The sequence below is a fragment of the Bradyrhizobium sp. OAE829 genome, from assembly GCF_040546575.1.
Lineage (GTDB): Bacteria > Pseudomonadota > Alphaproteobacteria > Rhizobiales > Xanthobacteraceae > Bradyrhizobium.
This window is the reverse complement of record NZ_JBEPOE010000001.1, coordinates 4426722-4450984: the sequence shown is the minus strand read 5'-3', so window position 1 is coordinate 4450984 and position 24263 is coordinate 4426722. Positions and strand designations below refer to the sequence as shown.

Here is a 24263-nt window from a genome sequence, read left to right as displayed (position 1 = left end):
TAGTGAGAATATGTGGATTTGTCTCTGCATAAGCTGCCGACAATTCGGCACAAGCATTTGATGCAAGGGGCGTTATTCGAACAATCCAATTCTCTTGCGGAAATGGTGATGGATGTGAACAAGCCGGGAGAACTGCGGGACGGTTTGTTGTGAGTCCAATTCACCGCTACTTAGACTCAAACCTAAGATTCTATAAATATTAGTTTAGAGAAGCGGTGCATGAGGATATGTCTCCGTCCCACGCTGGCGGAAGCTTTCAGGGCAATGCTGAGAGCTTCTGAACGTTCCAAGCGGCGATGACGACGAGGCGACGCGCGATGTACGAATGGATCACGATCACGGCTTACCCGTGGATCAAGGCACTGCATGTGATTGCGGTCATCTCGTGGATGGCCGGCATGCTCTATCTGCCGCGGCTGTTCGTCTATCATTGCGAGGCCGAGGTCGGATCGAAGCAATCCGAGACCTTCAAGGTGATGGAACGCCGGCTGCTGAAGGCGATCATCAACCCGGCGATGATGATCACCTGGCTGGCCGGGCTGTATCTGGCCTGGCGCGGGCATTGGTACATGTCCGGCTGGTTTCACGCCAAATTCGCGCTGGTAATCGCGCTGTCCGGCGTCCACGGCTTTTTTTCGCGCTGGGTGAAGGATTTCGCCGCCGACAGGAATACGCGAGATCAGAAATTTTATCGTATTATCAATGAGGTACCGACTGTTCTGATGATCGGGATCGTAATTCTGGTCGTGGTCAAGCCGTTCTAGGCGGCCTTTTTGGCGCGAGGAGTAGTTCAGGCCTGCTTGCGGAGCGCCGGGCGATTTTCTATATTAGCCAAATCCCACCCCACGCAGGCGGATGTGGTTGTGTCCCGGTCTCCTCGTTGAGCCGGCCACCGCATCAGGTTTGAAGCCTCACCGGCGCTTTCCTCGCTTAGACCTGCGGACCTTCCGTTTTTCGTGTCCGCTTTTCCTAAAAGCCTAGCACCCCTCCTCTAGTTATTCTCCACAGGACCACCCCAATGCGGGAAATGAAACTCCAAGACCTCAAAGCAAAAACGCCGGCCGAGCTCGTCTCGTTCGCGGAAGAGAATGGGGTCGAAAACGCCAGCACCATGCGCAAGCAGGAGCTGATGTTCGCTATCCTCAAGCAGCTCGCGATCCAGGAAACCGACATTATCGGCGAGGGTGTCGTTGAGGTTCTCTCCGACGGTTTTGGCTTCCTGCGCTCGCCCGACGCCAATTACCTGCCCGGCCCGGACGATATTTACGTCTCGCCCTCGCAGATCCGCCGCTTCGGCCTTCGCACCGGCGACACCATCGAAGGCCATATCCGCAGCCCGAAAGAAGGCGAACGCTATTTCGCGCTACTCAAGGTCAACACGCTCAATTTCGAAGACCCGGAAAAATCCAAGCACAAGGTCAATTTCGACAATCTGACGCCGCTGTTTCCGGACCAGCGCTTCCGCCTCGAACTCGAGGATCCGACGCGAAAAGACCTTTCTGCAAGGGTTATCGACATTGTCGCCCCGATCGGCAAAGGCCAGCGCGCGCTGATCGTCGCGCCGCCGCGCACCGGTAAAACCGTGCTGATGCAGAACATCGCGCACTCGATCACTGCCAATCATCCTGAATGCTACCTGATCGTGCTTCTGATCGACGAACGTCCGGAAGAAGTCACGGACATGCAGCGCTCGGTGAAGGGCGAGGTCGTCTCGTCGACCTTCGACGAGCCGGCGGTGCGTCACGTCCAGGTCGCCGAAATGGTGATCGAAAAAGCAAAACGGCTGGTCGAACACGGCCGCGACGTCGTGATCCTGCTGGACTCGATCACGCGTCTGGGCCGCGCCTACAACACGGTGGTGCCGTCATCCGGCAAGGTGCTGACCGGCGGTGTCGATGCGAACGCGTTGCAGCGGCCGAAGCGCTTCTTCGGTGCCGCCCGTAACATCGAGGAGGGCGGTTCGCTCACCATCATCGCGACCGCGCTGGTCGATACCGGCAGCCGAATGGACGAAGTCATCTTCGAAGAGTTCAAGGGCACCGGTAACTCCGAACTGATCCTGGATCGCAAGGTCTCGGACAAGCGGACCTTCCCGGCGATCGACATCTCGCGATCCGGCACCCGCAAGGAAGAGCTCATCACCGATCCGCAGCTGCTCAAGAAAATGTACGTGCTGCGCCGGATCCTCAATCCGATGGGCACAATGGACGCGATCGACTTCCTGCTCGACAAGCTCCGCAACACCAAGAACAACTCGGAATTCTTCGATTCGATGAACACCTGATCCATCAGGCGAGGTTGGGGGAAGGGCGCCTCGTGCAGATGGGGCGCCCTTTTCGTTGCCCGGCATGTTGCAGCATGGTTCGCCGGGCGTCCGGGAACCGGCTTTCAATTAAGTATTTGATATTGCTTGGATTAGAAGCGGGTAGGCTACGACACCCAACCAAGCCGTCTTTCTCGCAGCAAAATTGCTGCACAAATGCTGCACCAAATCGGTTCTCGCGAGCGCTGTTTCCCCGTCCTGAGTGGATGCCGTCCCACAGCTCAAATTGCGTTGCCTTTTCAAGCACTCCTGCACAAATAGGCGATGCATCCACGGGATCAGACCATTTTTGCGCTGTCGTCGGGCCGGGCGCCCAGCGCGATCGCCATTGTGCGGGTGTCGGGGCCGGGAGCGGGTCCGGCGCTGGTCGCGTTGGGTGGCAAAATCCCGCCAGCGCGGGCGGCGACCCGGATGCTGCTCCTGGACGCCAGCGGTCAGCCATTGGACGATTCGGTGGTGCTCTGGTTCCCCGGGCCGGCCAGTGCCACCGGCGAGGACGTCGCCGAATTTCATGTCCATGGCGGACGGGCGGTGCTGGCCTCGATCTTTGCGGCGCTGGCCGCCCAGGATATGCGCCCCGCCGAACCCGGTGAGTTCACGCGGCGCGGGTTCGAAAACGGCAAGCTCGATCTGACCGAGGCCGAGGGTCTCGACGATCTCATTCACGCCGACACCGACCGGCAACGCCGCCAGGCGCTGCGCCAGCTCAAGGGCCTGCTCGGCGACAGAGCGCGCGACTGGCGTGCGCGCATCATCGAGGCGTCAGCGCTGATCGAAGCCGGCATCGATTTTTCGGATGAGGGCGATGTGCCCGCGGAATTGATCGCGCCGGCGCTGGTGAAGATCAAAACCCTTCTGGGCGAGATCAAGGAAGTCCTTGCGGCACAGGGCCAAAGTGAACGGCTGCGCGATGGTCTCGTGGTGGCGATCGCGGGTCCCCCGAATGTCGGCAAGTCAACCTTGATGAATCAGCTGGCGCGGCGCGAGGTGGCGATCGTATCGCCGCACGCGGGCACCACGCGCGATGTCATCGAGGTGCAGCTCGATCTCGACGGTTATCCGGTGACCGTCATCGACACCGCCGGCATTCGCGAGACCGACGATCCGGTGGAGCAGGAGGGTGTGCGCCGGGCGCGGGTTCGCGCCGCGGAAGCCGATCTGGTGCTGTGGCTTGCCGACCGGGCGGACGCGAGAATCGATCACGCTGGCACCGCGCCGGTCTGGCGCGTGCGCAACAAGATCGACCTGGATCCGGCCAGTCGGCCATTGGCCGAGGTTTCGGGCCGGGGCGAGTTTGCGATTTCGGCCAGGGGCGGGGATGGGCTTCCCGAACTGATCGCGGCCCTGGTCCAGTTCGCGCAGGATTATTTTGGCACCAGCGAGGGCGGATTGATCAGCCGAACCCGGCAGCGGCAGCTGCTGCAGCAGTCGGCGGTTTCATTGCAGCGCAGCATTGGTGTGGTCGGGGAGGGCGAGGAACTGGCGGCCGAGGAACTTCGCGTCGCCGCGCATTCCCTTGGGCGGTTGCTTGGGCGTGTCGATGTCGAGGACATACTCGACGTGATCTTCAGGGAATTCTGTGTAGGAAAGTAATATTTCTTTATTTTAGTATTTGGTTCATTTCATGACTGGCCTGTTTCACGTGAAACACTGGCGAGGCGCTAATGGAATCCGCTGTTTCACGTGAAACAGATCCAATCCATACAATTTCCCGCAACTTCCGCTTCCGAGATTTCTGACTCCGCGATAGAAGTCCGCCATGATTTCGCGCCCAGATTCCTTCGACGTCATCGTCATCGGCGGCGGCCATGCCGGCTGCGAGGCCGCAAGTGCCGCTGCCCGGATGGGCGCAAGGACCGCGCTGCTGACCCACAGCTTTGCGACCGTCGGCGCGATGTCCTGCAATCCTGCCATCGGTGGTCTGGGCAAGGGTCATCTGGTCCGTGAAGTCGACGCCCTCGATGGTCTGATGGGCCGGGTCGCTGATGCCGGTGGGATCCAGTTTCGGATGCTGAACCGTCGCAAGGGTCCTGCTGTTCGCGGACCGCGGGCCCAAGCCGACAGAAAACTCTATGCGGCAGCGATGCAGGCGGCGATCATCGAGACCGCCAATCTGAGCGTGATCGAAGGCGAGGCGGACGAGCTGATCGTTTCCAACGGGCGTGTCGCCGGCATTCGTCTCGGCGATGGCCGCGAGCTCGCCTGTGGTGCCGTCGTCATCACCACCGGGACCTTCCTCCGTGGTCTGATCCATCTCGGCGAAAAGAACTGGCCGGCCGGGCGGGTCGGCGAGGCGCCGGCGATAGGGCTTTCGGCTTCGTTCGAACGTGCGGGCTTTACGCTTGGTCGTCTCAAGACCGGTACGCCGCCGCGGCTGGATGGCACGACCATCGACTGGTCCGCGGTCGAAATGCAGCCCGGCGACGATCCGCCGGAGCCGTTCTCGGTGATGACCGACCGGATTACGACCCCACAGATCCAGTGTGGGATCACCCGCACGACGCCCGCGACCCATGAGGTGATCCGGGCCAATGTGCATCGCTCGCCGATGTATTCCGGCCAGATCAAGAGCAGCGGTCCGCGCTATTGCCCCTCGATCGAAGACAAGATCGTCCGCTTTGGCGACCGCGACGGCCATCAGATCTTCCTGGAGCCGGAAGGCCTGGACGACTCCACTGTCTATCCCAACGGCATCTCGACCTCGCTTCCGGAAGAGGTGCAGCTTGCGATCCTCTCGACCATTCCAGGTCTCGAGCGGGTCAGAATGGTTCGCCCGGGCTATGCCATCGAGTACGACCATGTCGACCCCCGGGAACTGGAGCCAACGCTACGGGCGAAGCGGCTGCCGGGGCTGTTCCTGGCCGGGCAGATCAACGGCACCACCGGCTATGAAGAGGCCGCGGCACAGGGGATTGTTGCGGGGCTGAATGCGGCACTGTCCGCCGGCGGCGGTGATACGATCGTTTTCGACCGTGCCGACGGCTACCTCGGCGTGATGATCGATGATCTTGTGACCCGCGGGATATCAGAACCCTATCGTATGTTCACATCACGGGCGGAGTATCGCCTGACGCTGCGGGCCGACAATGCCGACCAGAGGCTGACCGACAAGGGGATCGCCTTGGGTTGCGTAGGGCAGGCGCGTTCGCAGCGCCACGGCGCCAAGATGACGGCGCTCGAGGCCGCGAAGTCGCTGGCGAAGTCGCTGACGATCACTCCCAACGAAGCCGGCAAGCACGGCCTGGCGCTGAACCGGGACGGCCATCGCCGCTCGGCGTTTGAGCTTCTCGCCTATCCTGAGATCGAATGGTCAGCGCTGCAGGGTATCTGGCCCGAGCTATCAGCCATTGACCCATCGATCGCGGTCCACCTCGAGATCGATGCCAAATATGACGTCTATCTCAAGCGTCAGACCGCTGACGTCGACGCCTTCCGGCGCGATGAGGGCCTGGTTCTGACCGACATCGATTATTCTGACGTGCCGGGCCTTTCTAATGAGGCGCGCTCCAAGCTTGAGGCGGCCCGGCCGCGGACCATAGGGCAGGCGGGGCGGCTGGATGGTTTGACTCCGGCTGCGCTTGGTATTCTGGCGGCATATCTACGACGTGAGGCCCGGCGGAAGACTTCGAGGGCGACAGCTTAAAACGTTTCACGTGAAACGGGGGCCGCATGGTTCGAAACGCGCGGTTCCGCGCTCCTCACCATGAGGGTCTCACACCTCATCCTGAGGAGGCCGCGAAGCGGCCGTCTCGAAGGATGGGCCACGGGCTCGCCCCCTTCGCGAGGTGAATTGCTTCGCTTCGCTCGCAATGACAGCTTTAACCCGACCGCATCCAAGCGAATCGCCATGTGCCCACTCGATCGAGATCAATGACGACCTCCGACAAAGCCGCCGCCCTCGCCCTCACTCCCGTTTCACGTGAAACAGAGGAGCGGCTGGATCGCTATGTCGACCTGCTCCGGGAATGGCAGGCCAAAACAAACCTCGTGGCGCCATCGACGCTTCCACATCTCTGGACCCGTCATATCGCCGACTCGCTGCAGCTGTTGACCTTGGCCCCCAGCGCGACCAAATGGGTCGATCTCGGCAGTGGCGGCGGCTTTCCCGGCGTGGTCCTGGCCTGCGCTTTGGCGGAAACACCGGGCGCCAATATTCAACTGGTCGAACGCAACGCCAAGAAAGCCGCGTTCCTGCGCGAAGCAATTCGTGTGACTTCGGCGGCCGGGACCGTGCATCTCGCTGACATCGGGGATATCGTGGATAGAATCGCAGGGCCTGTCGATTGTGTCACTGCGCGGGCGCTGGCTCCGTTACATCAGCTCATCGGTTTCGCGGAACCGCTTGTAGGAAAGGGCGCAAAAGCGTTATTTCTAAAGGGCCAAGATGTAGAGGCTGAATTGACCGAAGCCACTAAATATTGGAATATTGAGCCACAACTTCATTCCAGCCGCACCGGCGGACACGGCTGGATCGTCGAACTCGATCGTATCGAGCGACGCAATCAGGCCGCACTGGGCACTGGGGTACGAACGTGATTGATGAGGTATATCAAGAGGATAGGGCGCCCGCAGCGGCTGGCCATCCGCGTATTTTGTCGCTTGCCAACCAGAAGGGTGGCGTCGGCAAAACTACCACAGCGATCAATCTTGGCACCGCACTCGCTGCGATTGGCGAGCGCGTGTTGATCGTCGACCTCGATCCCCAGGGCAACGCCTCCACCGGCCTCGGCATCGATCGCCGCGACCGCAATTGTTCAACCTACGATGTGCTGATCGGCGAAGCCCCGCTGCGCGAAGCTGTCGTTGTGACCGCCGTGCCGCGTCTGCATATCGCCGCTTCCACCATGGACTTGTCGGGTCTCGAATTGGAGCTGGGCACGACACCCGGCCGCGCCTTCCGCCTGCGCGACGCCATCGCGGCGCTGAACAACGATGCGGCGCCCGGCGCTGATTACACCTATGTGCTGATCGACTGTCCGCCGTCGCTCAACCTCCTCACCGTCAACGCGATGGCGGCGTCCGACGCGATCCTGGTGCCGCTGCAGTGCGAGTTCTTCGCGCTCGAAGGTCTGTCGCAATTGCTGCAGACCGTGGAGCAGGTGCGCTCGACGTTGAATCCGAATCTGTCGATCCACGGCATCGTGCTGACCATGTTCGACTCGCGCAACAATTTGTCGAACCAGGTCGTCGCCGACGTCCGGCAGTTCATGGGCGCCAAGGTCTACAACACCATGATCCCGCGCAACGTGCGCATCTCCGAGGCGCCGTCCTACGGCAAGCCGGTGCTGGTCTACGATCTCAAATGCGTCGGCAGCGATGCGTATCTGAAACTCGCAACCGAAGTGATCCAGCGCGAGCGCGAGCTCAGGACGCATTAGCGCGAAATCGTAGGATGGGTAGAGCGCAGCGAAACCCATCGCACCACGACGAGCTTGATGGGTTTCGCTGCGCTCTACCCATCCTACAAGAAAAACAGTTTCTAATTCCGGAGTAAGTTGCGTGAATCCAAGGGAGCTGGCGATGGCCGACGAAGCGCGTTCGCGACTGGGCCGCGGTCTTGCAAGTCTGATCGGCGATGTTGGCGGCGAGGCCGCGCACGTCGAACGCCCGCGCAATCAGCGCAAGGTGCCGATCGAATTTCTAAAGGCAAATCCGCGCAACCCGCGCCGGACATTTGCCGATGCCGAACTCGGTGAGCTCGCGGCTTCCGTCAAGCAGCATGGCGTGATCCAGCCGATCGTGGTGCGTCCCGTGAAGGGCGCCACCGATCGCTACGAGATCATTGCCGGCGAACGCCGCTGGCGCGCCTCGCAGCTGGCCGGGCTGCATGAAGTGCCGATCGTGCCGATCGAGGTCAGTGACAGCGACGCGCTCGAGATCATGATCATCGAGAACGTGCAGCGCGAAGACCTCAATGCGATGGAAGAGGCGCAGGGCTATCACGCGCTCGCGGAAGAATTCAAACGCAGCCAGGAAGAGATCGCCAAGGAAGTCGGCAAGAGCCGCAGCCATGTCGCCAACATGATGCGGCTGACGAAGCTGCCGGCAGAGGTGCAGGCCCTCATCTCCACGGGTGAACTGTCCGCCGGCCACGCCCGCGCGCTGATCGGCGTGCCCGATCCACTTGCCTCCGCAAAGCGTATCGTCGCCGAAGGCCTCAACGTCCGCCAGGCCGAGGCGCTGGCGCATGAAGAGGGCGTGCCGGAGCGCAAGCCGCAGAAAGCCCGCAGTAGCGGCGGCAAGACCAAGGACCCCGATACGATAGCGTTGGAGAAACGCGTCAGCGACGCACTGGGTTTGAGCGTGACCGTCAACCACCGCGATCCCGGCGGCAGCGTCCAGATCAGCTACCGCAACCTCGAGCAGCTCGACGAAGTGATGCGGCGGCTGGCGAAGGGCGGTTGAACATTATTTTGTCGTCCCGGCCAAGCGAAGCGCGAGCCGGGACCCATACGCCGCGGCCCATCGGTAAGAGCGCTGGCGTTAGAGACCTTCTGCAACAATGACTGCCGCGGTGTATGGGTCCCGGCGTTCGCCGGGACGACGAAAGAAACACTTACCCCCGCCGCTTCGCGTTCGCCGCGATCGACAGCAGCGCGCGTTGCGCGATCGCGGCTGCCAGCGTGGCCTGCTTGCGCATGTCGAATGCGGCGGTCGCGAGCTGGTCGATAATCGCGACCAGCCGCGCGGCGCTGAAATTCCGCAATGCAACTTCAACCGCGCCCTTGCGCGAAAAATGCAGCCGCGGATACCCGCTCTCCAGCAACGTCGAGACCGGCGTGCCTTCGGCTACGGCTAGCGCCGATTTGTGCAGCCATGCGGCCTGGCGTTGGGCTGCCGAAATGATCACACCGGGATAGGTGCCGGCGATCATCGCTTTGGCGAATTCGCTTTCGACCAGATCAGGCTTTCCCGCGAACGCGCCATCAACGATCGGATCGAGCTTCAGCTCGGATGCGTCAGCGACAACCGCCATCACGTCGTCGATCGACACCTCGCCCTGCCCGTGGGCGTAGAGCGCGAGCTTGCGCAATTCATTGCGCGAGGCTTGCCGGTCGCCGCCGAGCAGTGCGGTCAACACGGCGCGGGCGTCGGGCGCGATGCGCAGGTTGGACGGCCGCAATTCGTCATCGATCAGCTTGGCAAGGTCGCGTTCGGTGTCGGGATAGCAGGCGATCACGACCGCGGTCTTGGCGCGCTCGCAGGCCTTGCGCAGCGGCGATTCCGGCCGCAGCTCGCCGGCCTCGATCACGATGCGGCAATCCCTCAGCGGCATCTCCGCCAGCGTGTCGATGCCGCCGGCAAAACTGCGCGAGCCGGCACGCACGCGGATAGCGCGGCGGCCGCCGAACAGCGGCACCGTCATCGCTTCATCGACCAGCCGCGACGGTTCGGCCGACAGTTCGTCGCCGTCCATCCGCACCATTGAGAATGGATCGTTGGGATCGTCGACGGCGGACGCCAGCAATGCGTCGGCGCGTTCTCGCACCAGGCCGGCGTCCGGGCCGTACAGCAGAATGATGGGACGGCCGGAATCAGGCCGGACGAGAAAAGCGTCGATTTCTTTTCCGCGAAGCGCGACCATTGAATTTCGACCAATCCGAGCTGCGTCATCCTGAAGTGCGAGCCCTTGCGAGCCTCGAAGGATGATTGTGAGCGATGATGTGGCCATCCTTCGAGGCGCGCAAGTGCGCGCACCTCAGGATGACGTCAAGTGTGTGGAGAGATCAGGTGCCGGCGACGAAGAACGACGCCAGCCGGGTCTGGATGTTCTCGGCGATCTCGTTGGCGGAGCGATCCTCGGCGTCGCGAAAGGCGCGGGCGCGGGCGAAACGCTGCATCTGGCCCGGGATGTCATAGGACACGCGGGAGAAGGTCGTGCCTGTCATGACAGATTTGTTCGTCGCCAGATCGATCAGATTGTACTGCGCGTCGATGCCGTAATTCTCGCTCGACGGCAGCGCGGTGGCCGGATCGAGGATCAGCGACGAGCGGCTGGTGGAGAACCGCAGCACCAGCCGATGGGTCGGCGGCATGCCGGTCGCATTGCCATAAAGCTTGAACGCCAGCTGGTTGCGGATTTCGACCTGAATGCGGGCCTCGCGGGAGGCGTTGTTCTTGTCGACGGGCGGGATTTCCACGCCCATCAGCTTTTCGCGCAGGCCGGGCAAGCCGTCGGTGCGTTCGGCATACATCGGCTGAAAACAGCCGGCCGTCAGCGCCGCCAGAGCGACAACCGCCAGCAGCCGAGCGGCGATCCGGGTCCTAGCCAACGACATTCACGATCCTCATGGGAACAACAATCACCTTGCGGACGGCTTTGCCGCCCAAGGCCAGTTTTACCGCATCAAGGGCCAGAACGGCAGCCTCAATTTCCGGATTTTGGGCGCCCCGTGGCACGGTTACATCACCCCGTTTTTTGCCATTGACCTGAACCACCAGCGTCACCGTGTCTTCAACCAGCAAATCGCGTTCGATTTGGGGCCAATTGGCCTCCGAAATCAGCCCGGACTGCCCCAATACCGTCCAGCACTCCTCGGCCAGGTGGGGCATCATGGGCGCGAACAGTTGAACAAGGATGACCGCGGCCTCCCGGACCGACCAAGAAAGATCTGGGCTCAGGTCCGGCGCCGGCTGCCCCTCGCGCCCCAGCACCTCGGCCAGCGCATTGGTGAACTCGCGGATATGGGCGAGGCAGACGTTGAAATGCAGCCGCTCGATGCCGTTCGAGACCTTGTCCAGCGCGCCATGGGCCGCCTTGCGCAGGCCCAGCGCATCGTCGCCGAACGAGGCCGGCCGGGCGGCCGGGGCCGTTTTGGCGATCTCGGCCGCTTCGTTGACCAGCCGCCACAGCCGCTGCACGAAGCGCGACGCGCCCTGCACGCGCTCGTCGCTCCAGATCACGTCGCGATCGGGCGGTGAGTCCGACAGCATGAACCAGCGCGCGACGTCGGCGCCGTAGGTCGCGATGATGTCGTCGGGATCGACGGTGTTCTTCTTCGACTTCGACATCTTCTCGATCGCGCCGATGGCGACCTCTTCACCCGTCGTCAGCAGCAGGGCGCGCTTGCCATTGCCGCCGGTCTCGACCTTCACTTCGGCGGGCGTGACGTAGGAGCCGTCGGCCTTTTGGTAAGTCTCGTGCACCACCATGCCCTGCGTGAACATGCCGGCGAACGGCTCGTCCATGCCGATATGGCCGGTCGCCTTCATCGCGCGGGTGAAGAAGCGGCTGTACAGCAGATGCAGGATCGCGTGCTCGACACCGCCGATATACTGGTCGATCGGCAACATCCGGTTCACGACATCAGGCGTGGTCGGCGCGTTCTCGTTCCAGGGATCGGTGAAGCGCGCAAAGTACCAGGACGAATCCACGAAGGTGTCCATGGTGTCGGTTTCACGCTGGGCTTTGCCACCGCATTTCGGGCAGGTGACGTGCTTCCAGGTCGGATGATGGTCGAGCGCGTTGCCGGGCTTGTCGAAGGTCACGTCCTCCGGCAGCACCACCGGCAGGTCGCTGTCCGGCACCGGCACCACGTCGCATTTCGGGCAGTGGATCACCGGGATCGGACAACCCCAATAGCGCTGGCGCGAAATGCCCCAGTCGCGCAGGCGGAAGTTCACCTGCCGCTCAGCCACCGGCATGTTGCCGCGCAGTTCACTTTCCAGCCGCTTTGCGACCTCTTCCTTGGCCTGCTCGATGGTCATGCCGTCGAGGAAGCGGGAATTGATCATGCGGCCGTCACCGTCATAGGCGGTATCCGTGATCACGAACGTCTTCGGGTCCTGGCCTTCGGGACACACGACGGGCGTGACGCCGAGCGCATATTTATTGACGAAATCGAGGTCGCGCTGGTCGTGCCCGGGGCAACCGAAGATCGCGCCGGTGCCGTATTCCATCAGCACGAAGTTGGCGACATAGACCGGCAGCTTCCAGTTCGGGTCGAACGGATGCACCGCGCGGATGCTGGTGTCGAAACCCTGTTTTTCGGCGGTGTCGATGATTTCCTGGGCGGTGCCGATGCGTTTGACCTCGGCGATGAACTCCGCGAGCCTGGGATTCTTCGCCGCCGCCGCGATCGCCAGCGGATGGTCGGCCGCGATTGCCATGAACTTGGCGCCGAACAGCGTGTCGGGCCGCGTCGTGAAAATCTTCAGCTCGGACTCGCCGGCCGGCGTCGTTGCCGGATCCAGCGCGAAACGCACCAGGAGGCCCTCGGAGCGGCCGATCCAGTTGCGCTGCATCAGCCGCACCTTGTCGGGCCAGCGATCCAGCCCGTCCAGGGCGTCCAGCAGTTCCTGCGAGTATTTCGTGATCTTGAAGACCCACTGGCTCATCTCGCGCTGTTCGACCACGGCGCCGGAACGCCAGCCGCGACCGTCGATCACCTGCTCGTTGGCGAGCACGGTCATGTCGACCGGGTCCCAGTTCAGCTTGCGCTTCTCGCGCTCGGCGAGCCCGGCGCGCAGCATGTCGAGAAACATCTTCTGCTGATGCTTGTAATAGCTGGGGTCGCAGGTCGCGAATTCCCGGCTCCAGTCGAGCGACAGTCCGATCGACTGCAGCTGCTTCTTCATCGCGGCGATGTTGTCGTAGGTCCAGGCCTTTGGCGCGACCTTGCGCTCGATCGCGGCGTTTTCGGCCGGCAGCCCGAACGCGTCCCAGCCCATCGGGTGCAGCACGTTGAACCCCTTGGCGCGCATGAACCGCGCCAGCACGTCGCCCAGCGTGTAGTTGCGGACATGCCCGATATGGATGCGCCCGGACGGGTAGGGGAACATCTCGAGGACGTAGTATTTCGGCCGGGAATCGTCGTTTTTGGAGGCGAAGATCGCCTTCTGATCCCACTGGCGTTGCCAGCGCGGCTCGGAGTCACGGGCGTTGTAGCGTTCGGAGGTCATGGAATCGCTGGGCTTTTATGGATTCGGGGCCGTCTAAAAGACGGCGGACTAGGCCACAAAAGCGGTTGCGGGGTCAACGGGTTGGCGCAGATCGGCAGGTCCCCTGGTGCGTCTGGAGCCGCATGCCGGCGGGCCGGTTGAGGGGCATTTAACGAATTCATGGGAACCTGCCTATGAAAAGGGCACCAATTCACCGGTAGGAAGCCATCAAAGCCGTGACCGCGGGATTCGACGAGCTCGATTTCGAGTACGCGACGTCGGTCGCTGAAACGGCCATGCGCTCAATGGCCGAGCATCGCGTGCCGCCGACGCCGAACAATTTCCATGTCTGGTTCAATTATACGCTCGGCACGCCGCCGGTGCTCAAGCGCGCGATCGATATCCTGATCGGCAACAAGCGCAAGTTCGACGCCCAGACCAATCGCGAAATCCATGAGAGCTATATCGGATCGAAGGCCACCGACGAGGCGGTGGCCTATGAAGTCTCCCAGCAATTGCATTCGGTGATGGCGTCGGCCAAGCAGTTCCTGACCACGGCGATCGCCGACAACCGCACGCAAATGGCTGCCATCAACGATGTCACCGAGCGCACCGAGGCCGGCGTCGATCCCAAGCTGCTGATCGAGAGCCTGATGAGCGAACTCGCCAAGGCGACGACGCGCGCCACCAAGCTCGAAGTCGGCTTCGTCGAGAAATCACGCGAACTGGCGACGATCCGCGATTCCCTGGTCAAGTCCGAGGAGCGGGCCAAGACCGACACGCTGACCGGCCTGCCGAACCGCCGGGCACTGGAGGAGTTTTTCCGCAAGGCCCAGCTCGCTGCGATGGAACAGGACGATCCCGTGAGTGCGCTTCTGATCGATATCGATCACTTCAAGCGCTTCAACGACGAGTTCGGTCACGGGGTCGGCGACCAGGTGCTGCGCCTGATGGCGAAGGTGTTGCGCGAGGCCGTGCGGGACATCGATTTGCCGGCGCGCTACGGCGGCGAGGAGCTGATCGTCATCCTGCCGAACGCTGGCCTGACGACGGCTGCCACGATTGCGGAACGCATCCGGCGCCTGGTTGCGGAATGTCACATCTCCCGCCGTTCGACCGGCGAAGCGCTGCCCGGCATCACCATCTCCATCGGTGTGGCGCAGTTCCAGGGCGGCGAATCGATGTCCGACCTGATCGAGCGCTGCGACCGCGCGCTCTATCAAGCCAAGAAGACCGGCCGCAACCGGGTCGTCACCGAGGCTGAACTCGTGCCCGAGCAGCGGGTGGCGGGCTAACCCGCCAGCGCCATCCCGGCCTGATCCACCATCCGCGCAAATCCATGCTCGACCACGGTGTTGCGGCCGCGGTGTTTGGCGGCGTAGAGGGCGGCATCGGCCGCCTCGATCAGGTCGCCCGGGCGCTGGGTGTCGTTCGGCAGCGCGCCGGCCACACCGATGCTCACGGTGACGGTGTGATGGCTGCTGGTGTTGTGCGGTATTTTCAGGTCCAGCACCGCGGTGCGCACCATCTCGCCGATCGCCAGTGCCTTCAGCGAATCGGTGTTCGGCAGCAGCAGGCAGAATTCCTCGCCGCCATAGCGGCCGGCGAAGCCCATGGTGTCGGCGGCGATACCGGCCAGCGTTTCGCCGAGCCTGGTCAGGCAGGCGTCGCCCTCGGGGTGCCCATAGGTGTCGTTGTAGAGCTTGAAGTGATCGACATCGATCATCAGCAGCGACAACTGGCTGTTGTATTGCTGCGCCTTCATCCACTCGAAATCCAGACGGCTCTGAAAGCCGCGGCGGTTGGCAAGACCCGACAACATGTCGATCGATGCGATCACGGTGAGGCGGTCGTTGTTGGCAAGGAGCTCGCGCTCGCGCTGGCTGAGCTGGGCGGCCATCGCGTTGAAGGCGCGCGCCAGCGGCATGAATTCAGCAGGCAGTTTGTTGCGCGCGACGCGCGCCGACCTGTCGCCTTCGCCGAATCGCTTGGCCATGCCGGTCATCACCTCGATCGGGTTGATGATCAGCTTTTCCGCGCCGATCAGCGCGCCCAGCAGCACGAACAGGCAGACAAATCCCAATTGAAGATAAGCGTTGCGGATCTCGCGATTGATCGCTTCGGTCACCCGGGTTTCGTCGATGCTGACGATCAGGCGGGATTGCGTTCCGGAAATGCGCGAGAAACTGATCGTGCGATTCGAGCCGTCGGAGGCGGTGAATGAAAGCGAGCCGGTCGGTGCGTCGGAGCTCAAGGCCTTCTCCGCCGCGGCGGACATCAGCGGCACCGAATCCAGCGGCCGTCCGATCATGCTGGTCTGATCGGTGGGCGCGGCGAGGACGACGCCGGCGCTGTCGACCAGCAACGACGAAATTCCCGGCCGCCCGCCGAGATTGGTCATGATCTTCGACAGCCAGTCGATATTGATGCCGGCAACGACGACGGCATCTTCCTCGGGATTGATGGCAGACACCGGATAGGCCGCCATCATCATCGGCCGGCCGTTGGTCTTGCCGAACAGGTAGTCGCTGAAAACGAAGTCGCGGCTTGCCTGCGCCTTCTTGAAATATTCGCGGTCGCCGATTTGCAGTCCCACCTGAATGTTCAAGGTCGAGCACTGCACGAGGCCGTCCTTGGACGCGATCATGATGCTGCGGATCCAGGGCAGGTTGCTCGGCAGGCTGGCGCGCAGGATTTCGCAACTGCGACCGATGCCGCTGGAGGCGCGGATATAGGCCGCCGATTTCAGCATCGTCTCGACGGAGGAGACCACTTCGCGCTGGGTATCGGCGCTGTGCTGGGCGATGTTGAGGAATTCTTCGGTGGCAAGGGCGATTTGCTTTGAGCGGGCATGTTCGAGCGAACGGACGCGTTCCAGCATCAAGGGCGCCACCAGGATCAACGCCAGCAGCACCAGCCGCGTCCGGATCCCCAGAAGCTTCTTGAGTTTCACTCGGTTGCGGTTGAAAATAACGCTAGACATATTGGCCCCTACCCCGCGTGGCAGGGTAAAGCGAAGGATTCAAAAAGCCCTTCCCGAACTTGGTAAAATCCAAGGAAATGCCGTAAATGTACGAGCCACAGTTCACATGACGCCTCCGACGACCAGCTCGCTAACCGAACCTTTACCTGGCGGTCTTGCCACCGTGGAGCAGGACATCGCGCGCGCTTGCAAGGAAGCGCGCCGTGATCGGGCGACGGTACAATTGATCGCGGTGTCCAAGACGTTCGACGCGTCGGCGATTTCGCCCATTATCGACGCCGGACAGCGCGTATTCGGCGAGAATCGCGTGCAGGAAGCCAAAGCGAAATGGCCTGGGTTAATGTCCGCTTACCAGGGCCTGACGCTGCATCTGATCGGGCCGCTGCAATCCAACAAGGCGAAAGAGGCGGTGGCGCTGTTCGACGCCATTCATTCTGTCGACCGCCCGAGCATTTGCGAAGCGTTAGCCAAGGAAATCAATTACCAGAAAAAGCAGCCGGAACTGTTCGTCCAGCTCAATACCGGCGAGGAGCCGCAGAAGGCCGGCGTCGCGCCTGGCGAGGCCGATGCGTTCATTGCGAACTGCCGCGAGAAATATGGCCTGCCGATTTCCGGATTGATGTGCATTCCACCGGTCGACCAGGCGCCGGCACCGCATTTCGCACTGACCGCCAAGATCGCCGTGCGCAACGGCTTGAAGAATCTGTCGATGGGCATGAGCGCCGATTTTGCGATTGCGATCCAGTTCGGCGCCACGCATATCCGCGTCGGCTCGGCGATCTTCGGGCATCGGTAATTTGTCGTCCCGCCCTTCGCCGGGACGACACTGAGTATGAAGCCGCCTACTCGAACCCCACCGATACTTTCCCCAGCACCCCAAAATCAACCGCGCAGAAATCGCCGGCCTGGATCGGCAGCGGCGGATGGCAGGTGCCTGTGGTGACGACCCGGCCAGCTTTCAGTGTCACGCCGAGCTGGCGCAATTCGTTGGCCAGCCATGTCAGCGCCAGCCGGGGATCGCCCAGCACGTTCTTGCCATGACCGACGAATTGCTGGCCGCGTAGCGTGGTGACGGGTCGTTCCTCGACCAGATCGCGCGCGCGCCAGTCCGCCTTCGTGGCCGGGCCGAGCACGAACAAATGCGCGCAGGCGTTGTCGGCGATGATCTGGGCGTCACCGGCACTGACGAAATCCGAAAAGCGCGAATCCGGAATCTCGATCGCCGGATGCAGCGTGTCCACGGCATCGAGCACCTGGCTCACCGTGTAGGGCGTCGATCGCGACGGCAGGTCGTAGCGCATGCGAAACGCAAATTCCGGCTCGGCAACACGCATTTCGTTGCCGGCCATCGATGCCGTTCCGCCGTCTGATATCACGGTCTCGGCGAGAATGCGTCCGGCCATCGGACCATCGACATTGATGTGCTTCTGCCCGGCCTCGCTGGTGGCCGCGATCTTCCAGCCGAACAGATGGGTCGTCGAAAATCTCTCGATCGCGGCCTGGATCGCATAGGCCTCGATGCGGTCCTGTGGCCTCAGCCAGGCGTCGAGCGCGTCAAGCTTGGTGCCGGCGCGCCAATGGTCGTGCAACGTCTGCGATGCCGACGCAATCTGATGTCTGTCCTGCATAATCCCCGCATCCTGAAAAGAAGTTCATCCAATAATAATCTTGGTTTGCGGCCCCATCCGCCGCAGCAACCGAAGCATCGCAGACTTTGTCATCGAAACGCAGCCTGCCGTGGCGGAAAAATTCGTGCGCGCCAGATGGAGGAACACGGCGCTGCCGCGGCCGGCAATGCGCGGCGCGCTGTTGTGATCAATCTCGACGATGAAGTCGTAGAGGTGATCGTCGCGCGTGAGGCGGTCGCCGGCCTCCTCGCGCATGAGCCGTATCGGCTGGTTGTAGTGGCGGTCCTTCGGGTCTTCGCACCAGCCGTCCTCGGGCCGGATTGGCCGGACCGGCAGAAAGGTTGGCGGGCGCGAGTGGCGGTCGGCGCGCCACCATAATTGCAGTGGCCGGTAGGTGCCCCGCGGGGTGCCGCCATCGCCTTCGCGCTTGTTGGCGAGGATGCCGCCGCGGCCAAGTGCCACCGGGATGGTCCAGCCGTCCGCCGTCAGCCAGCCCCGGCGTGGGTCGCCGGCGGCGCGGCGAACCCTGATCGCCGAGAGCGGCCGATCACGCGCTTCTGTCTCACAAGTGATTGAAAAATTGGTGTTTCCCATGCCAAACGTCCAAATCCTGGGGTTGCGTCCCCGGCCGCAATTGCTCTATTTGACGCCCATTACAGGACATTCATCCAACAGCCCCTCGAATCTGGGATACACTGCGGTTCGCCTTGTGAAATTGTAACAATCTCCTACCTGATTCCGTACCCGATGACCGAGGTTCGCCCGCGAACCAGCTTCGTCATCGACCAACCGACCAAGACCGGCTTGAGACGCTCCCACTTGTGTCCGCCGCCTGCCTCTAGAGGATCGTACCTATGGCCAATGCCCGCAAGATCCTGATCGTGGATGACGATACCGATCTGCGCGACACGCTGGTTGAGCAATTATCACTGCATGAGGAGTTCGAAGCCTCCGCGGTCGATACCGGGGCAAAGGGCGCCAGCGCCGCCAAGGCCAATTCCCCCGATCTGGTGCTGATGGATGTCGGGCTGCCCGATACCGACGGTCGCGAAGTGGTCCGCTCCCTGCGCAAGGGGGGCTTCAAGGCGCCGATCATCATGCTGACCGGCCACGACACCGATTCGGACACCATTCTTGGCCTCGAATCCGGCGCCAATGACTACGTGGCAAAACCGTTCCGGTTCGCCGTGCTGCTGGCCCGGATCCGGGCGCAACTGCGCCAGCACGAGGCCAGCGAGGACGCGGTGTTCTCGGTCGGCCCCTACAGCTTCCGGCCCGGCTCCAAGATGCTGACCGGCGCCAACGCCCGGAAGGTGCGGCTGACCGAGAAGGAAACCGCGATCCTGCGTTTCCTGTACCGGGCCGGCCAGATGCCGGTGTCGCGCGAGACGCTGCTGCAGGAAGTCTGGGGCTATAATTCGGGTGTCACCACCCACACCCTGGAAACCCACATCTACCGGCTGCGGCAGAAGATCGAGAAAGACGCTGCCAATCCGGAGATCCTGGTCACGGAAGCCGGTGGCTACAAGCTGGTGCCGTGATACGATTCGCCCCACGAATCGTACCTCCCTGGGCATCACCGGTTCCGTATGTCGATCGAAGATGATGTAGCTCTGCTCGAGCGCGTCCCGACACTGCGCCTGTTGGGAACGACGGCGCTGCGCATGCTGGCGATCGGCTCGGAGCAGCGCGAATTCGGCCGCGGCGACCAATTGTTCAATGCCGGCGATGAGGCGGACGCGGGTTATATCGTGCAGCGCGGCGCGTTCCGGGTCGAGGACGGCGGCGCTGAAGTTATCGCAGGCCCTGGCGCCCTGATCGGCGAGCTGGCGCTGATCGTGGCGATGAAGCGGCCGTCGAGCGCGATTGCGATCGAAAATTCCACCGTGATCCGGGTGTCGCGCAGCCTGTTTCAGCGCGTGCTCGAGAGCGACCCTGCTGCGGCGCGAGCGCTGCGCGACGAACTCGCCACCCGCACCAGCCAGCTTGCCAGCGATATTCTTATGGCCGGCGCCAAGCTTTCGACCTGATGATCGCAATCAGACCTCCAGCGTCACCGTAACCGGCACGTGATCCGAGGGCCGCTCCCAGCCGCGGGCGTCGCGGGTGATGCGGAAATCGCTGACGCCATCCTTCAGCGCCCGCGAAACCCAGATGTGGTCGAGCCTGCGGCCGCGGTCGCCGACGGTCCAGTCGGCGGCGCGGTAGCTCCACCACGTGTAGACCTTCTCCGACATCGGAATGCGCTCGCGCGCGACGTCGAACCATTCGCCATGGGTCTGCGCCGCCAAGAGCTTCTCGCATTCGATCGGGGTGTGCGAGACCACCTTCAACAGCTGCTTGTGCGACCACACGTCGTTCTCATGCGGCGCCACGTTGAGGTCGCCGACCAGGATATGCCGGTCGTCGCCGCGCGGATGCAGCGGTTCGCAGGCTTTCATCTCGTCGAGAAATTTCAGCTTGTGATCGAACTTCGGATTGAGCGCGGGATCGGGGATGTCGCCGCCGGCCGGGACGTAGAAATTATGCAGCACCAGCGGTTTTGCCAGCTGGGCTTTTTCGCCGAATGCCACCGAGATGTGCCGCGAATCGATGTTGTCGCAGAAGGTGCGGATATCCTTGGTCTCGAACGGCAGTTTCGAGACGATGGCGACGCCGTGATAGCCCTTCTGTCCGTTCAGCGCGACATGCTCATAGCCAAGGCGCTTGAAGCGCTTCAGCGGGAAGGCATCGTCGATGCATTTGGTCTCCTGCAGGCAGAGCACATCAGGCCGCACCGATTTGAGGAATTTGGCGACGATGTCGATGCGCAGGCGCACCGAGTTGATATTCCACGTTGTCAGGGAAAAACGCATGAGAATGGTTTAGCAGTCTTTTCTCTCGGTCATGGCCGGGCTTGTCCCGGCCATCCACGTCTTTCTTGCTTAATGGAAGCCAAGACGTGGATGCCCGGCACAAGGCCGGGCATGACGACGTCGCTTTATCTCGACGGCATGAGGTATGAGGTTAGCCCGGCGGCACCGAATAATTGGTGAAATCGATCTTGAACAGGCCGGGATCGACCTTCTTCGACGTATCCAGATTATAGACCGCGACCGTGGTGTCGTAGCCCTGCGGGTCGGTCACGGTCCATTGCTTGAGCTGGCCGTCCTTGGTGCCGACCATCAGCATCAGCCGGCTGGTGCCGATCAGCGCCTGCTTCTCCTCGATGGTGACGCTGATGAAGACGTCATCGGCGGTGACGCTGACGACGTTGGTATCCTTCAACAGATCGATACGGTCCGACAGCAGGAACCGGAGCGGCGTCTGTGACAACGGATAGATGTCCTGGGTCGCGAGCTTCTTGTCGCGCACGGCGAGCGAGGATCCGTCGGCAACGATCGCGATCTGGCTCGGCGCGTCATATTCGAAGCGCACCTTGCCCGGCTTCTGGATCACGAAGTCGCCCTTGGTCTTGCTGCCGTCCGGCCCGACCTGGACGAAATTCCCGACCAGCGTCTGCAGCGACGACAGATACGAACTCACCCTGGCGGCCTGCGCCTTCTGGTTGGCATCGAAGGTCGCGAAAATATTGGCGGGCACGTTGCGATTTGGATCGGGGATCACGGGATTCGGCGGCGCTTGCATCGCCCCCGCCTTCGGCGGCGCCTGGGTCGCACCCGTCGTCGCCGGACCCTTCTGCGAATCCTGCGCGCTCAGCTGCACGCCGCCGTCGCGGGCCTTGGGTGCGGGCTTTGGGACCGGAACGTTCTGCGAAAAGCCTGATGTCGCTGCGCCGGCAACGGACATGGCGATCACAAGCGCCAGTCCGTAACGGACGCCGCGATGGGTAAAGTCGTGTGTCATCAGGTATTTCGAATCTCTATTCAACGGATCGTCCCACTGCCGGTGGTTTTATCGCGCTTTCGACCAAAGGAGATATCGTTTTTCCGTGAGAATTATTACGCCAAATTCAGTTCGTTAGTGGGCCCAATCGCTTGAAATCGCTCTAGAAACCGCTCTCTTCTTCCTCGACCAGAATTTCGCGTTTGCCGGCGTGGTTGGCTTGGCCGACGATGCCTTCGAGTTCCATCCGCTCCATCAATGACGCCGCGCGGTTGTAGCCTATTTGCAGCCGGCGTTGAATGTAGGATGTCGAGGCCTTGCGGTCGCGTTTGACGATCGCAACCGCCTGCTGGAACAGGTCGCCGCCGCCGTCGCCGCCCATGCCGGTGGAATCGAACACCGCGCCGTCCTCGCCCTCGGCAGGCTCTTCCGCCGTAACGGCTTCGAGATATTCAGGCTGGCCCTGCGTCTTGAGATGGCGCACCACCTTCTCGACTTCCTCGTCGGAGGCGAACGGGCCGTGCACGCGGCTGATGCGGCCGCCGCCGGCCATATAGAGCATGTCGCCCTGGCCGAGCAGTTGCTCGGCGCCCATTTCGCCGAGAATGGTGCGGCTGTCGATTTTCGACGTGACCTGGAAGGCGATGCGGGTCGGGAAGTTCGCCTTGATGGTGCCGGTGATGACGTCGACCGACGGACGCTGCGTGGCGAGGATCACGTGCAGGCCCGCGGCGCGCGCCATCTGCGCCAGCCGCTGCACCGCGCCTTCGATGTCCTTGCCGGCCACCATCATCAGGTCGGCCATTTCGTCGACGATGATGACGATGTAGGGCAGCGGTTCGAGGTCGAGCTTTTCGTCCTCGTAGATCGCCTTGCCGGTTTCCTTGTCGAAGCCGGTGTGCACCGTGCGCGTCAGCTCCTCGCCCTTGCCCTTGGCTTCGACGAGACGCTGGTTGTAGCCGTCGATGTTGCGGACGCCGAGCTTGGACATCTTCTTGTAGCGCTCTTCCATCTCGCGCACCGCCCATTTCAGCGCGACCACGGCCTTCTTCGGATCGGTCACGACGGGCGTCAGCAGATGCGGGATGCCGTCATAGACGGAGAGTTCGAGCATCTTGGGATCGACCATGATCAGCCGGCACTGATCCGGCCGCAGCCGGTAGACCAGGCTGAGGATCATGGTGTTGATGGCGACCGATTTGCCGGAGCCGGTGGTGCCGGCGATCAGCATATGCGGCGTGCGCGCCAGGTCGATGATGATGGATTCGCCGCCGATATTCTTGCCGAGGCAGAGCGGCAATTTGGCGTGCGACTCGTCCTTCAGCGACAGCAGCTCGCGCAAATAGACTTTCTCGCGGTGCGCGTTCGGCAATTCGATGCCGATGGCGTTGCGGCCGGCCACCACGGCGACGCGTGCCGACAGCGCGCTCATCGAGCGGGCGATGTCGTCGGCGAGGCCGATGACGCGCGAGGATTTGATGCCGGGCGCCGGCTCGAGTTCGTACAGCGTCACGACCGGACCGGGATTGGCCTTGACGATCTCGCCGCGGACGCCGAAGTCGCCGAGCACGCCTTCCAGCGCGCGCGAATTGGCTTCCAGTTCGCTCTTGCTGAGCGGCTGGCGATCGGAGGCTTTTGGTGCCGTGAGCATCGAGACCGCGGGCAGTTCGAACTTGTCGGATTTCCGCGGCGATGCCTTTGGCGCCGCCTTCTTGCGCGGGGCGCGGGCGACGGGGGCTTCCTCTTCCTCTTCCTCGTCTTCTTCCTCTTCCTCGTGGCCGTAATCTTCCTCGGCCTGCGGGGCAATCGATGGTGCCGGGCGGCCGCCGAGACTGGGCTCCTGCCGCTCGAACGAGGCGGTGCGGGGCTGCGGCGCGCTTGCGACCAGCGAACGGTAAGCCGTGGACATCAGCCAGCCGAGCCGGGCCTTGGCGCTCATCAGGGCATGATAGACCCAGCCGAGCGAGACCGAACTGCGATCGCGCTCTTCCTCGAACGGCGCGTCGTCGTCCTCGATCGGTGTCAGCTCTTCATCGTCGCGCGGACGCGAACCCCAGCCGCTCGCAAACAGGAAGGTGGCGCACATCGCCGCAAACAGGATGATGCCGAGCACCAGGCGGTAGATGAAACCGGCGGGCCCGAAGATTACGGCCGGCGCACGCACCAGGGCATCGCCGACAACGCCGCCAAGCCCGGTCGGCAGCGGCCATGCGCCGCCGTTCGGCCAGCAGCTGGCAAAGCCTGCCGCAATGATGGTGCAGAGGATCCAGCAGGCCAGGCGCAACGCTTCGCGGTCGAAGGTGCGATGGGTCAGCATGCGCCAACCCCACACCGCGACGGGCAGGATCAGCATGATCGCGCCGAGCCCGAGAATCTGCATCAACAGATCGGCGCCGATCGCGCCGGGATAGCCGAGAACGTTGCGGATCGCACGCGAGGTCGCGTGGCTCAAACTCGGATCCTGCACCGACCACGTCATCAGCGCCGCGGCAGCGACGCCGGAGATTGCGATCAGGCACAGGCCTGCGACCTCCCGCAGGCGCCGCGCCAGCGCGTCGCGGATCGAGGCCGGCAGATGGCCGACCAGGGGAATGACACGTTCGATCGCTGGCATGCTCATGGG

20 protein-coding genes are annotated in these 24263 nt (G+C 62.6%); 11 read left to right on the top strand and 9 right to left on the bottom strand.

Going from position 1 to position 24263, the window contains the following annotated elements:
• The first annotated feature begins 317 nt into the window (after positions 1 to 317).
• The 7 genes from hemJ (at position 318) to ABIE49_RS21455 (ending at position 8728) form a co-directional block, all read left to right on the top strand.
• Complete coding sequence (gene hemJ / locus ABIE49_RS21485) at positions 318 to 764, top strand: protoporphyrinogen oxidase HemJ (RefSeq protein WP_192740652.1); 447 nt, start codon at positions 318 to 320, stop codon at positions 762 to 764.
• Positions 765 to 1018: 254 nt separating this feature from the next.
• Entirely contained in the window at positions 1019 to 2284 is a 1266-nt protein-coding gene (rho, locus tag ABIE49_RS21480) for a transcription termination factor Rho (protein ID WP_074821153.1), read from the top strand.
• Between the two features lie 303 nt (positions 2285 to 2587).
• Positions 2588 to 3916: a tRNA uridine-5-carboxymethylaminomethyl(34) synthesis GTPase MnmE gene (gene mnmE, locus ABIE49_RS21475; RefSeq protein WP_192740651.1), complete on the top strand. Its 1329-nt coding sequence runs from the start codon at positions 2588 to 2590 to the stop codon at positions 3914 to 3916.
• Between the two features lie 166 nt (positions 3917 to 4082).
• Positions 4083 to 5966 carry a tRNA uridine-5-carboxymethylaminomethyl(34) synthesis enzyme MnmG gene (mnmG, locus tag ABIE49_RS21470; RefSeq protein ID WP_192740650.1) on the top strand — a complete coding sequence of 628 codons (1884 nt, stop codon included), beginning with the start codon at positions 4083 to 4085 and terminating at the stop codon, positions 5964 to 5966.
• Positions 5967 to 6193: 227 nt separating this feature from the next.
• Positions 6194 to 6859 carry a 16S rRNA (guanine(527)-N(7))-methyltransferase RsmG gene (rsmG, locus tag ABIE49_RS21465; RefSeq protein WP_192740649.1) on the top strand — a complete coding sequence of 222 codons (666 nt, stop codon included), beginning with the start codon at positions 6194 to 6196 and terminating at the stop codon, positions 6857 to 6859.
• Positions 6859 to 7701 (top strand): ParA family protein, encoded by an 843-nt coding sequence (locus tag ABIE49_RS21460; RefSeq protein WP_192740662.1) that lies wholly within the window; start codon positions 6859 to 6861, stop codon positions 7699 to 7701. The genes rsmG and ABIE49_RS21460 overlap by 1 nt, the downstream gene beginning before the upstream one ends.
• 142 nt (positions 7702 to 7843) lie before the next feature.
• Complete coding sequence (locus tag ABIE49_RS21455; protein WP_192740648.1) at positions 7844 to 8728, top strand: ParB/RepB/Spo0J family partition protein; 885 nt, start codon at positions 7844 to 7846, stop codon at positions 8726 to 8728.
• 151 nt (positions 8729 to 8879) lie between these two features.
• Here the strand turns inward: ABIE49_RS21455 and holA are convergent, their stop codons facing one another.
• The 3 genes from holA to leuS all read right to left on the bottom strand — a co-directional run bounded on the left by holA (position 8880) and on the right by leuS (position 13225).
• Complete coding sequence (holA, locus tag ABIE49_RS21450; protein WP_192740647.1) at positions 8880 to 9908, bottom strand: DNA polymerase III subunit delta; 1029 nt, start codon at positions 9906 to 9908, stop codon at positions 8880 to 8882.
• Between the two features lie 142 nt (positions 9909 to 10050).
• Positions 10051 to 10602, bottom strand: coding sequence for an LPS assembly lipoprotein LptE (locus tag ABIE49_RS21445; RefSeq protein WP_192740646.1), 552 nt, complete (start codon positions 10600 to 10602; stop codon positions 10051 to 10053).
• Positions 10589 to 13225, bottom strand: a complete 2637-nt coding sequence (gene leuS, locus ABIE49_RS21440; RefSeq protein WP_192740645.1) for a leucine--tRNA ligase — start codon at positions 13223 to 13225, stop codon at positions 10589 to 10591. The genes ABIE49_RS21445 and leuS overlap by 14 nt, the downstream gene beginning before the upstream one ends.
• Before the next feature lie 284 nt (positions 13226 to 13509).
• Here leuS and ABIE49_RS21435 point away from each other — a divergent pair, with 284 nt between their 5' ends.
• Positions 13510 to 14499: a GGDEF domain-containing protein gene (locus tag ABIE49_RS21435; RefSeq protein ID WP_192740661.1), complete on the top strand. Its 990-nt coding sequence runs from the start codon at positions 13510 to 13512 to the stop codon at positions 14497 to 14499.
• Here the strand turns inward: ABIE49_RS21435 and ABIE49_RS21430 are convergent.
• The gene (locus ABIE49_RS21430) at positions 14496 to 16187 is read right to left on the bottom strand and encodes a diguanylate cyclase domain-containing protein (RefSeq protein WP_192740644.1); all 1692 of its coding nucleotides are present in this window, start codon (positions 16185 to 16187) and stop codon (positions 14496 to 14498) included. The two genes, ABIE49_RS21435 and ABIE49_RS21430, sit on opposite strands and share 4 nt — an antisense overlap.
• A 106-nt stretch (positions 16188 to 16293) precedes the next feature.
• On the opposite strand from ABIE49_RS21430, the gene ABIE49_RS21425 reads away from it, so the two are divergent.
• Positions 16294 to 16983: a YggS family pyridoxal phosphate-dependent enzyme gene (locus ABIE49_RS21425; protein WP_192740643.1), complete on the top strand. Its 690-nt coding sequence runs from the start codon at positions 16294 to 16296 to the stop codon at positions 16981 to 16983.
• A 46-nt stretch (positions 16984 to 17029) separates the two neighbouring features.
• Here the strand turns inward: ABIE49_RS21425 and ABIE49_RS21420 are convergent, their stop codons facing one another.
• Both ABIE49_RS21420 and ABIE49_RS21415 read right to left on the bottom strand, forming a co-directional pair.
• A complete protein-coding gene (locus ABIE49_RS21420; RefSeq protein WP_192740642.1) occupies positions 17030 to 17815 on the bottom strand; it encodes a 2-keto-4-pentenoate hydratase in 786 nt (261 codons plus the stop codon).
• 24 nt (positions 17816 to 17839) lie between these two features.
• Positions 17840 to 18409 carry a L,D-transpeptidase family protein gene (locus ABIE49_RS21415; protein WP_192740641.1) on the bottom strand — a complete coding sequence of 190 codons (570 nt, stop codon included), beginning with the start codon at positions 18407 to 18409 and terminating at the stop codon, positions 17840 to 17842.
• A 260-nt stretch (positions 18410 to 18669) separates the two neighbouring features.
• On the opposite strand from ABIE49_RS21415, the gene ABIE49_RS21410 reads away from it, so the two are divergent.
• Both ABIE49_RS21410 and ABIE49_RS21405 read left to right on the top strand, forming a co-directional pair.
• Positions 18670 to 19356 carry a response regulator transcription factor gene (locus ABIE49_RS21410; protein ID WP_044539278.1) on the top strand — a complete coding sequence of 229 codons (687 nt, stop codon included), beginning with the start codon at positions 18670 to 18672 and terminating at the stop codon, positions 19354 to 19356.
• A 48-nt stretch (positions 19357 to 19404) separates the two neighbouring features.
• Positions 19405 to 19845, top strand: a complete 441-nt coding sequence (locus ABIE49_RS21405; RefSeq protein ID WP_192740640.1) for a Crp/Fnr family transcriptional regulator — start codon at positions 19405 to 19407, stop codon at positions 19843 to 19845.
• A 9-nt stretch (positions 19846 to 19854) separates the two neighbouring features.
• Here ABIE49_RS21405 and ABIE49_RS21400 read toward each other — a convergent pair whose 3' ends face one another.
• From ABIE49_RS21400 to ABIE49_RS21390, 3 genes are all read right to left on the bottom strand, one after another.
• Complete coding sequence (locus tag ABIE49_RS21400; RefSeq protein ID WP_192740639.1) at positions 19855 to 20670, bottom strand: exodeoxyribonuclease III; 816 nt, start codon at positions 20668 to 20670, stop codon at positions 19855 to 19857.
• Between the two features lie 151 nt (positions 20671 to 20821).
• A complete protein-coding gene (locus tag ABIE49_RS21395; protein ID WP_354067567.1) occupies positions 20822 to 21604 on the bottom strand; it encodes an outer membrane lipoprotein carrier protein LolA in 783 nt (260 codons plus the stop codon).
• A 199-nt stretch (positions 21605 to 21803) separates the two neighbouring features.
• The gene (locus tag ABIE49_RS21390; RefSeq protein WP_192740637.1) at positions 21804 to 24260 is read right to left on the bottom strand and encodes a DNA translocase FtsK; all 2457 of its coding nucleotides are present in this window, start codon (positions 24258 to 24260) and stop codon (positions 21804 to 21806) included.
• Positions 24261 to 24263 lie beyond the last annotated feature (3 nt).

Bases quoted from the DNA above. Each gene is read 5' to 3' on its own strand.
- ABIE49_RS21435 (WP_192740661.1), top strand. From the start codon at position 13,510: ATGGCCGAGCATCGCGTGCCGCCGACGCCGAACAATTTCCATGTCTGG.
- ABIE49_RS21405 (WP_192740640.1), top strand. From the start codon at position 19,405: ATGTCGATCGAAGATGATGTAGCTCTGCTCGAGCGCGTCCCGACACTG.
- ABIE49_RS21400 (WP_192740639.1), bottom strand. From the start codon at position 20,670: ATGCGTTTTTCCCTGACAACGTGGAATATCAACTCGGTGCGCCTGCGC.
- ABIE49_RS21455 (WP_192740648.1), top strand. From the start codon at position 7,844: ATGGCCGACGAAGCGCGTTCGCGACTGGGCCGCGGTCTTGCAAGTCTG.
- holA (WP_192740647.1), bottom strand. From the start codon at position 9,908: ATGGTCGCGCTTCGCGGAAAAGAAATCGACGCTTTTCTCGTCCGGCCT.
- hemJ (WP_192740652.1), top strand. From the start codon at position 318: ATGTACGAATGGATCACGATCACGGCTTACCCGTGGATCAAGGCACTG.
- ABIE49_RS21420 (WP_192740642.1), bottom strand. From the start codon at position 17,815: ATGCAGGACAGACATCAGATTGCGTCGGCATCGCAGACGTTGCACGAC.
- ABIE49_RS21415 (WP_192740641.1), bottom strand. From the start codon at position 18,409: ATGGGAAACACCAATTTTTCAATCACTTGTGAGACAGAAGCGCGTGAT.
- mnmG (WP_192740650.1), top strand. From the start codon at position 4,083: ATGATTTCGCGCCCAGATTCCTTCGACGTCATCGTCATCGGCGGCGGC.
- mnmE (WP_192740651.1), top strand. From the start codon at position 2,588: ATGCATCCACGGGATCAGACCATTTTTGCGCTGTCGTCGGGCCGGGCG.
- ABIE49_RS21430 (WP_192740644.1), bottom strand. From the start codon at position 16,187: ATGTCTAGCGTTATTTTCAACCGCAACCGAGTGAAACTCAAGAAGCTT.
- rsmG (WP_192740649.1), top strand. From the start codon at position 6,194: ATGACGACCTCCGACAAAGCCGCCGCCCTCGCCCTCACTCCCGTTTCA.
- ABIE49_RS21410 (WP_044539278.1), top strand. From the start codon at position 18,670: ATGGCCAATGCCCGCAAGATCCTGATCGTGGATGACGATACCGATCTG.
- rho (WP_074821153.1), top strand. From the start codon at position 1,019: ATGCGGGAAATGAAACTCCAAGACCTCAAAGCAAAAACGCCGGCCGAG.
- leuS (WP_192740645.1), bottom strand. From the start codon at position 13,225: ATGACCTCCGAACGCTACAACGCCCGTGACTCCGAGCCGCGCTGGCAA.
- ABIE49_RS21425 (WP_192740643.1), top strand. From the start codon at position 16,294: ATGACGCCTCCGACGACCAGCTCGCTAACCGAACCTTTACCTGGCGGT.
- ABIE49_RS21445 (WP_192740646.1), bottom strand. From the start codon at position 10,602: ATGTCGTTGGCTAGGACCCGGATCGCCGCTCGGCTGCTGGCGGTTGTC.
- ABIE49_RS21390 (WP_192740637.1), bottom strand. From the start codon at position 24,260: ATGAGCATGCCAGCGATCGAACGTGTCATTCCCCTGGTCGGCCATCTG.
- ABIE49_RS21395 (WP_354067567.1), bottom strand. From the start codon at position 21,604: ATGTCCGTTGCCGGCGCAGCGACATCAGGCTTTTCGCAGAACGTTCCG.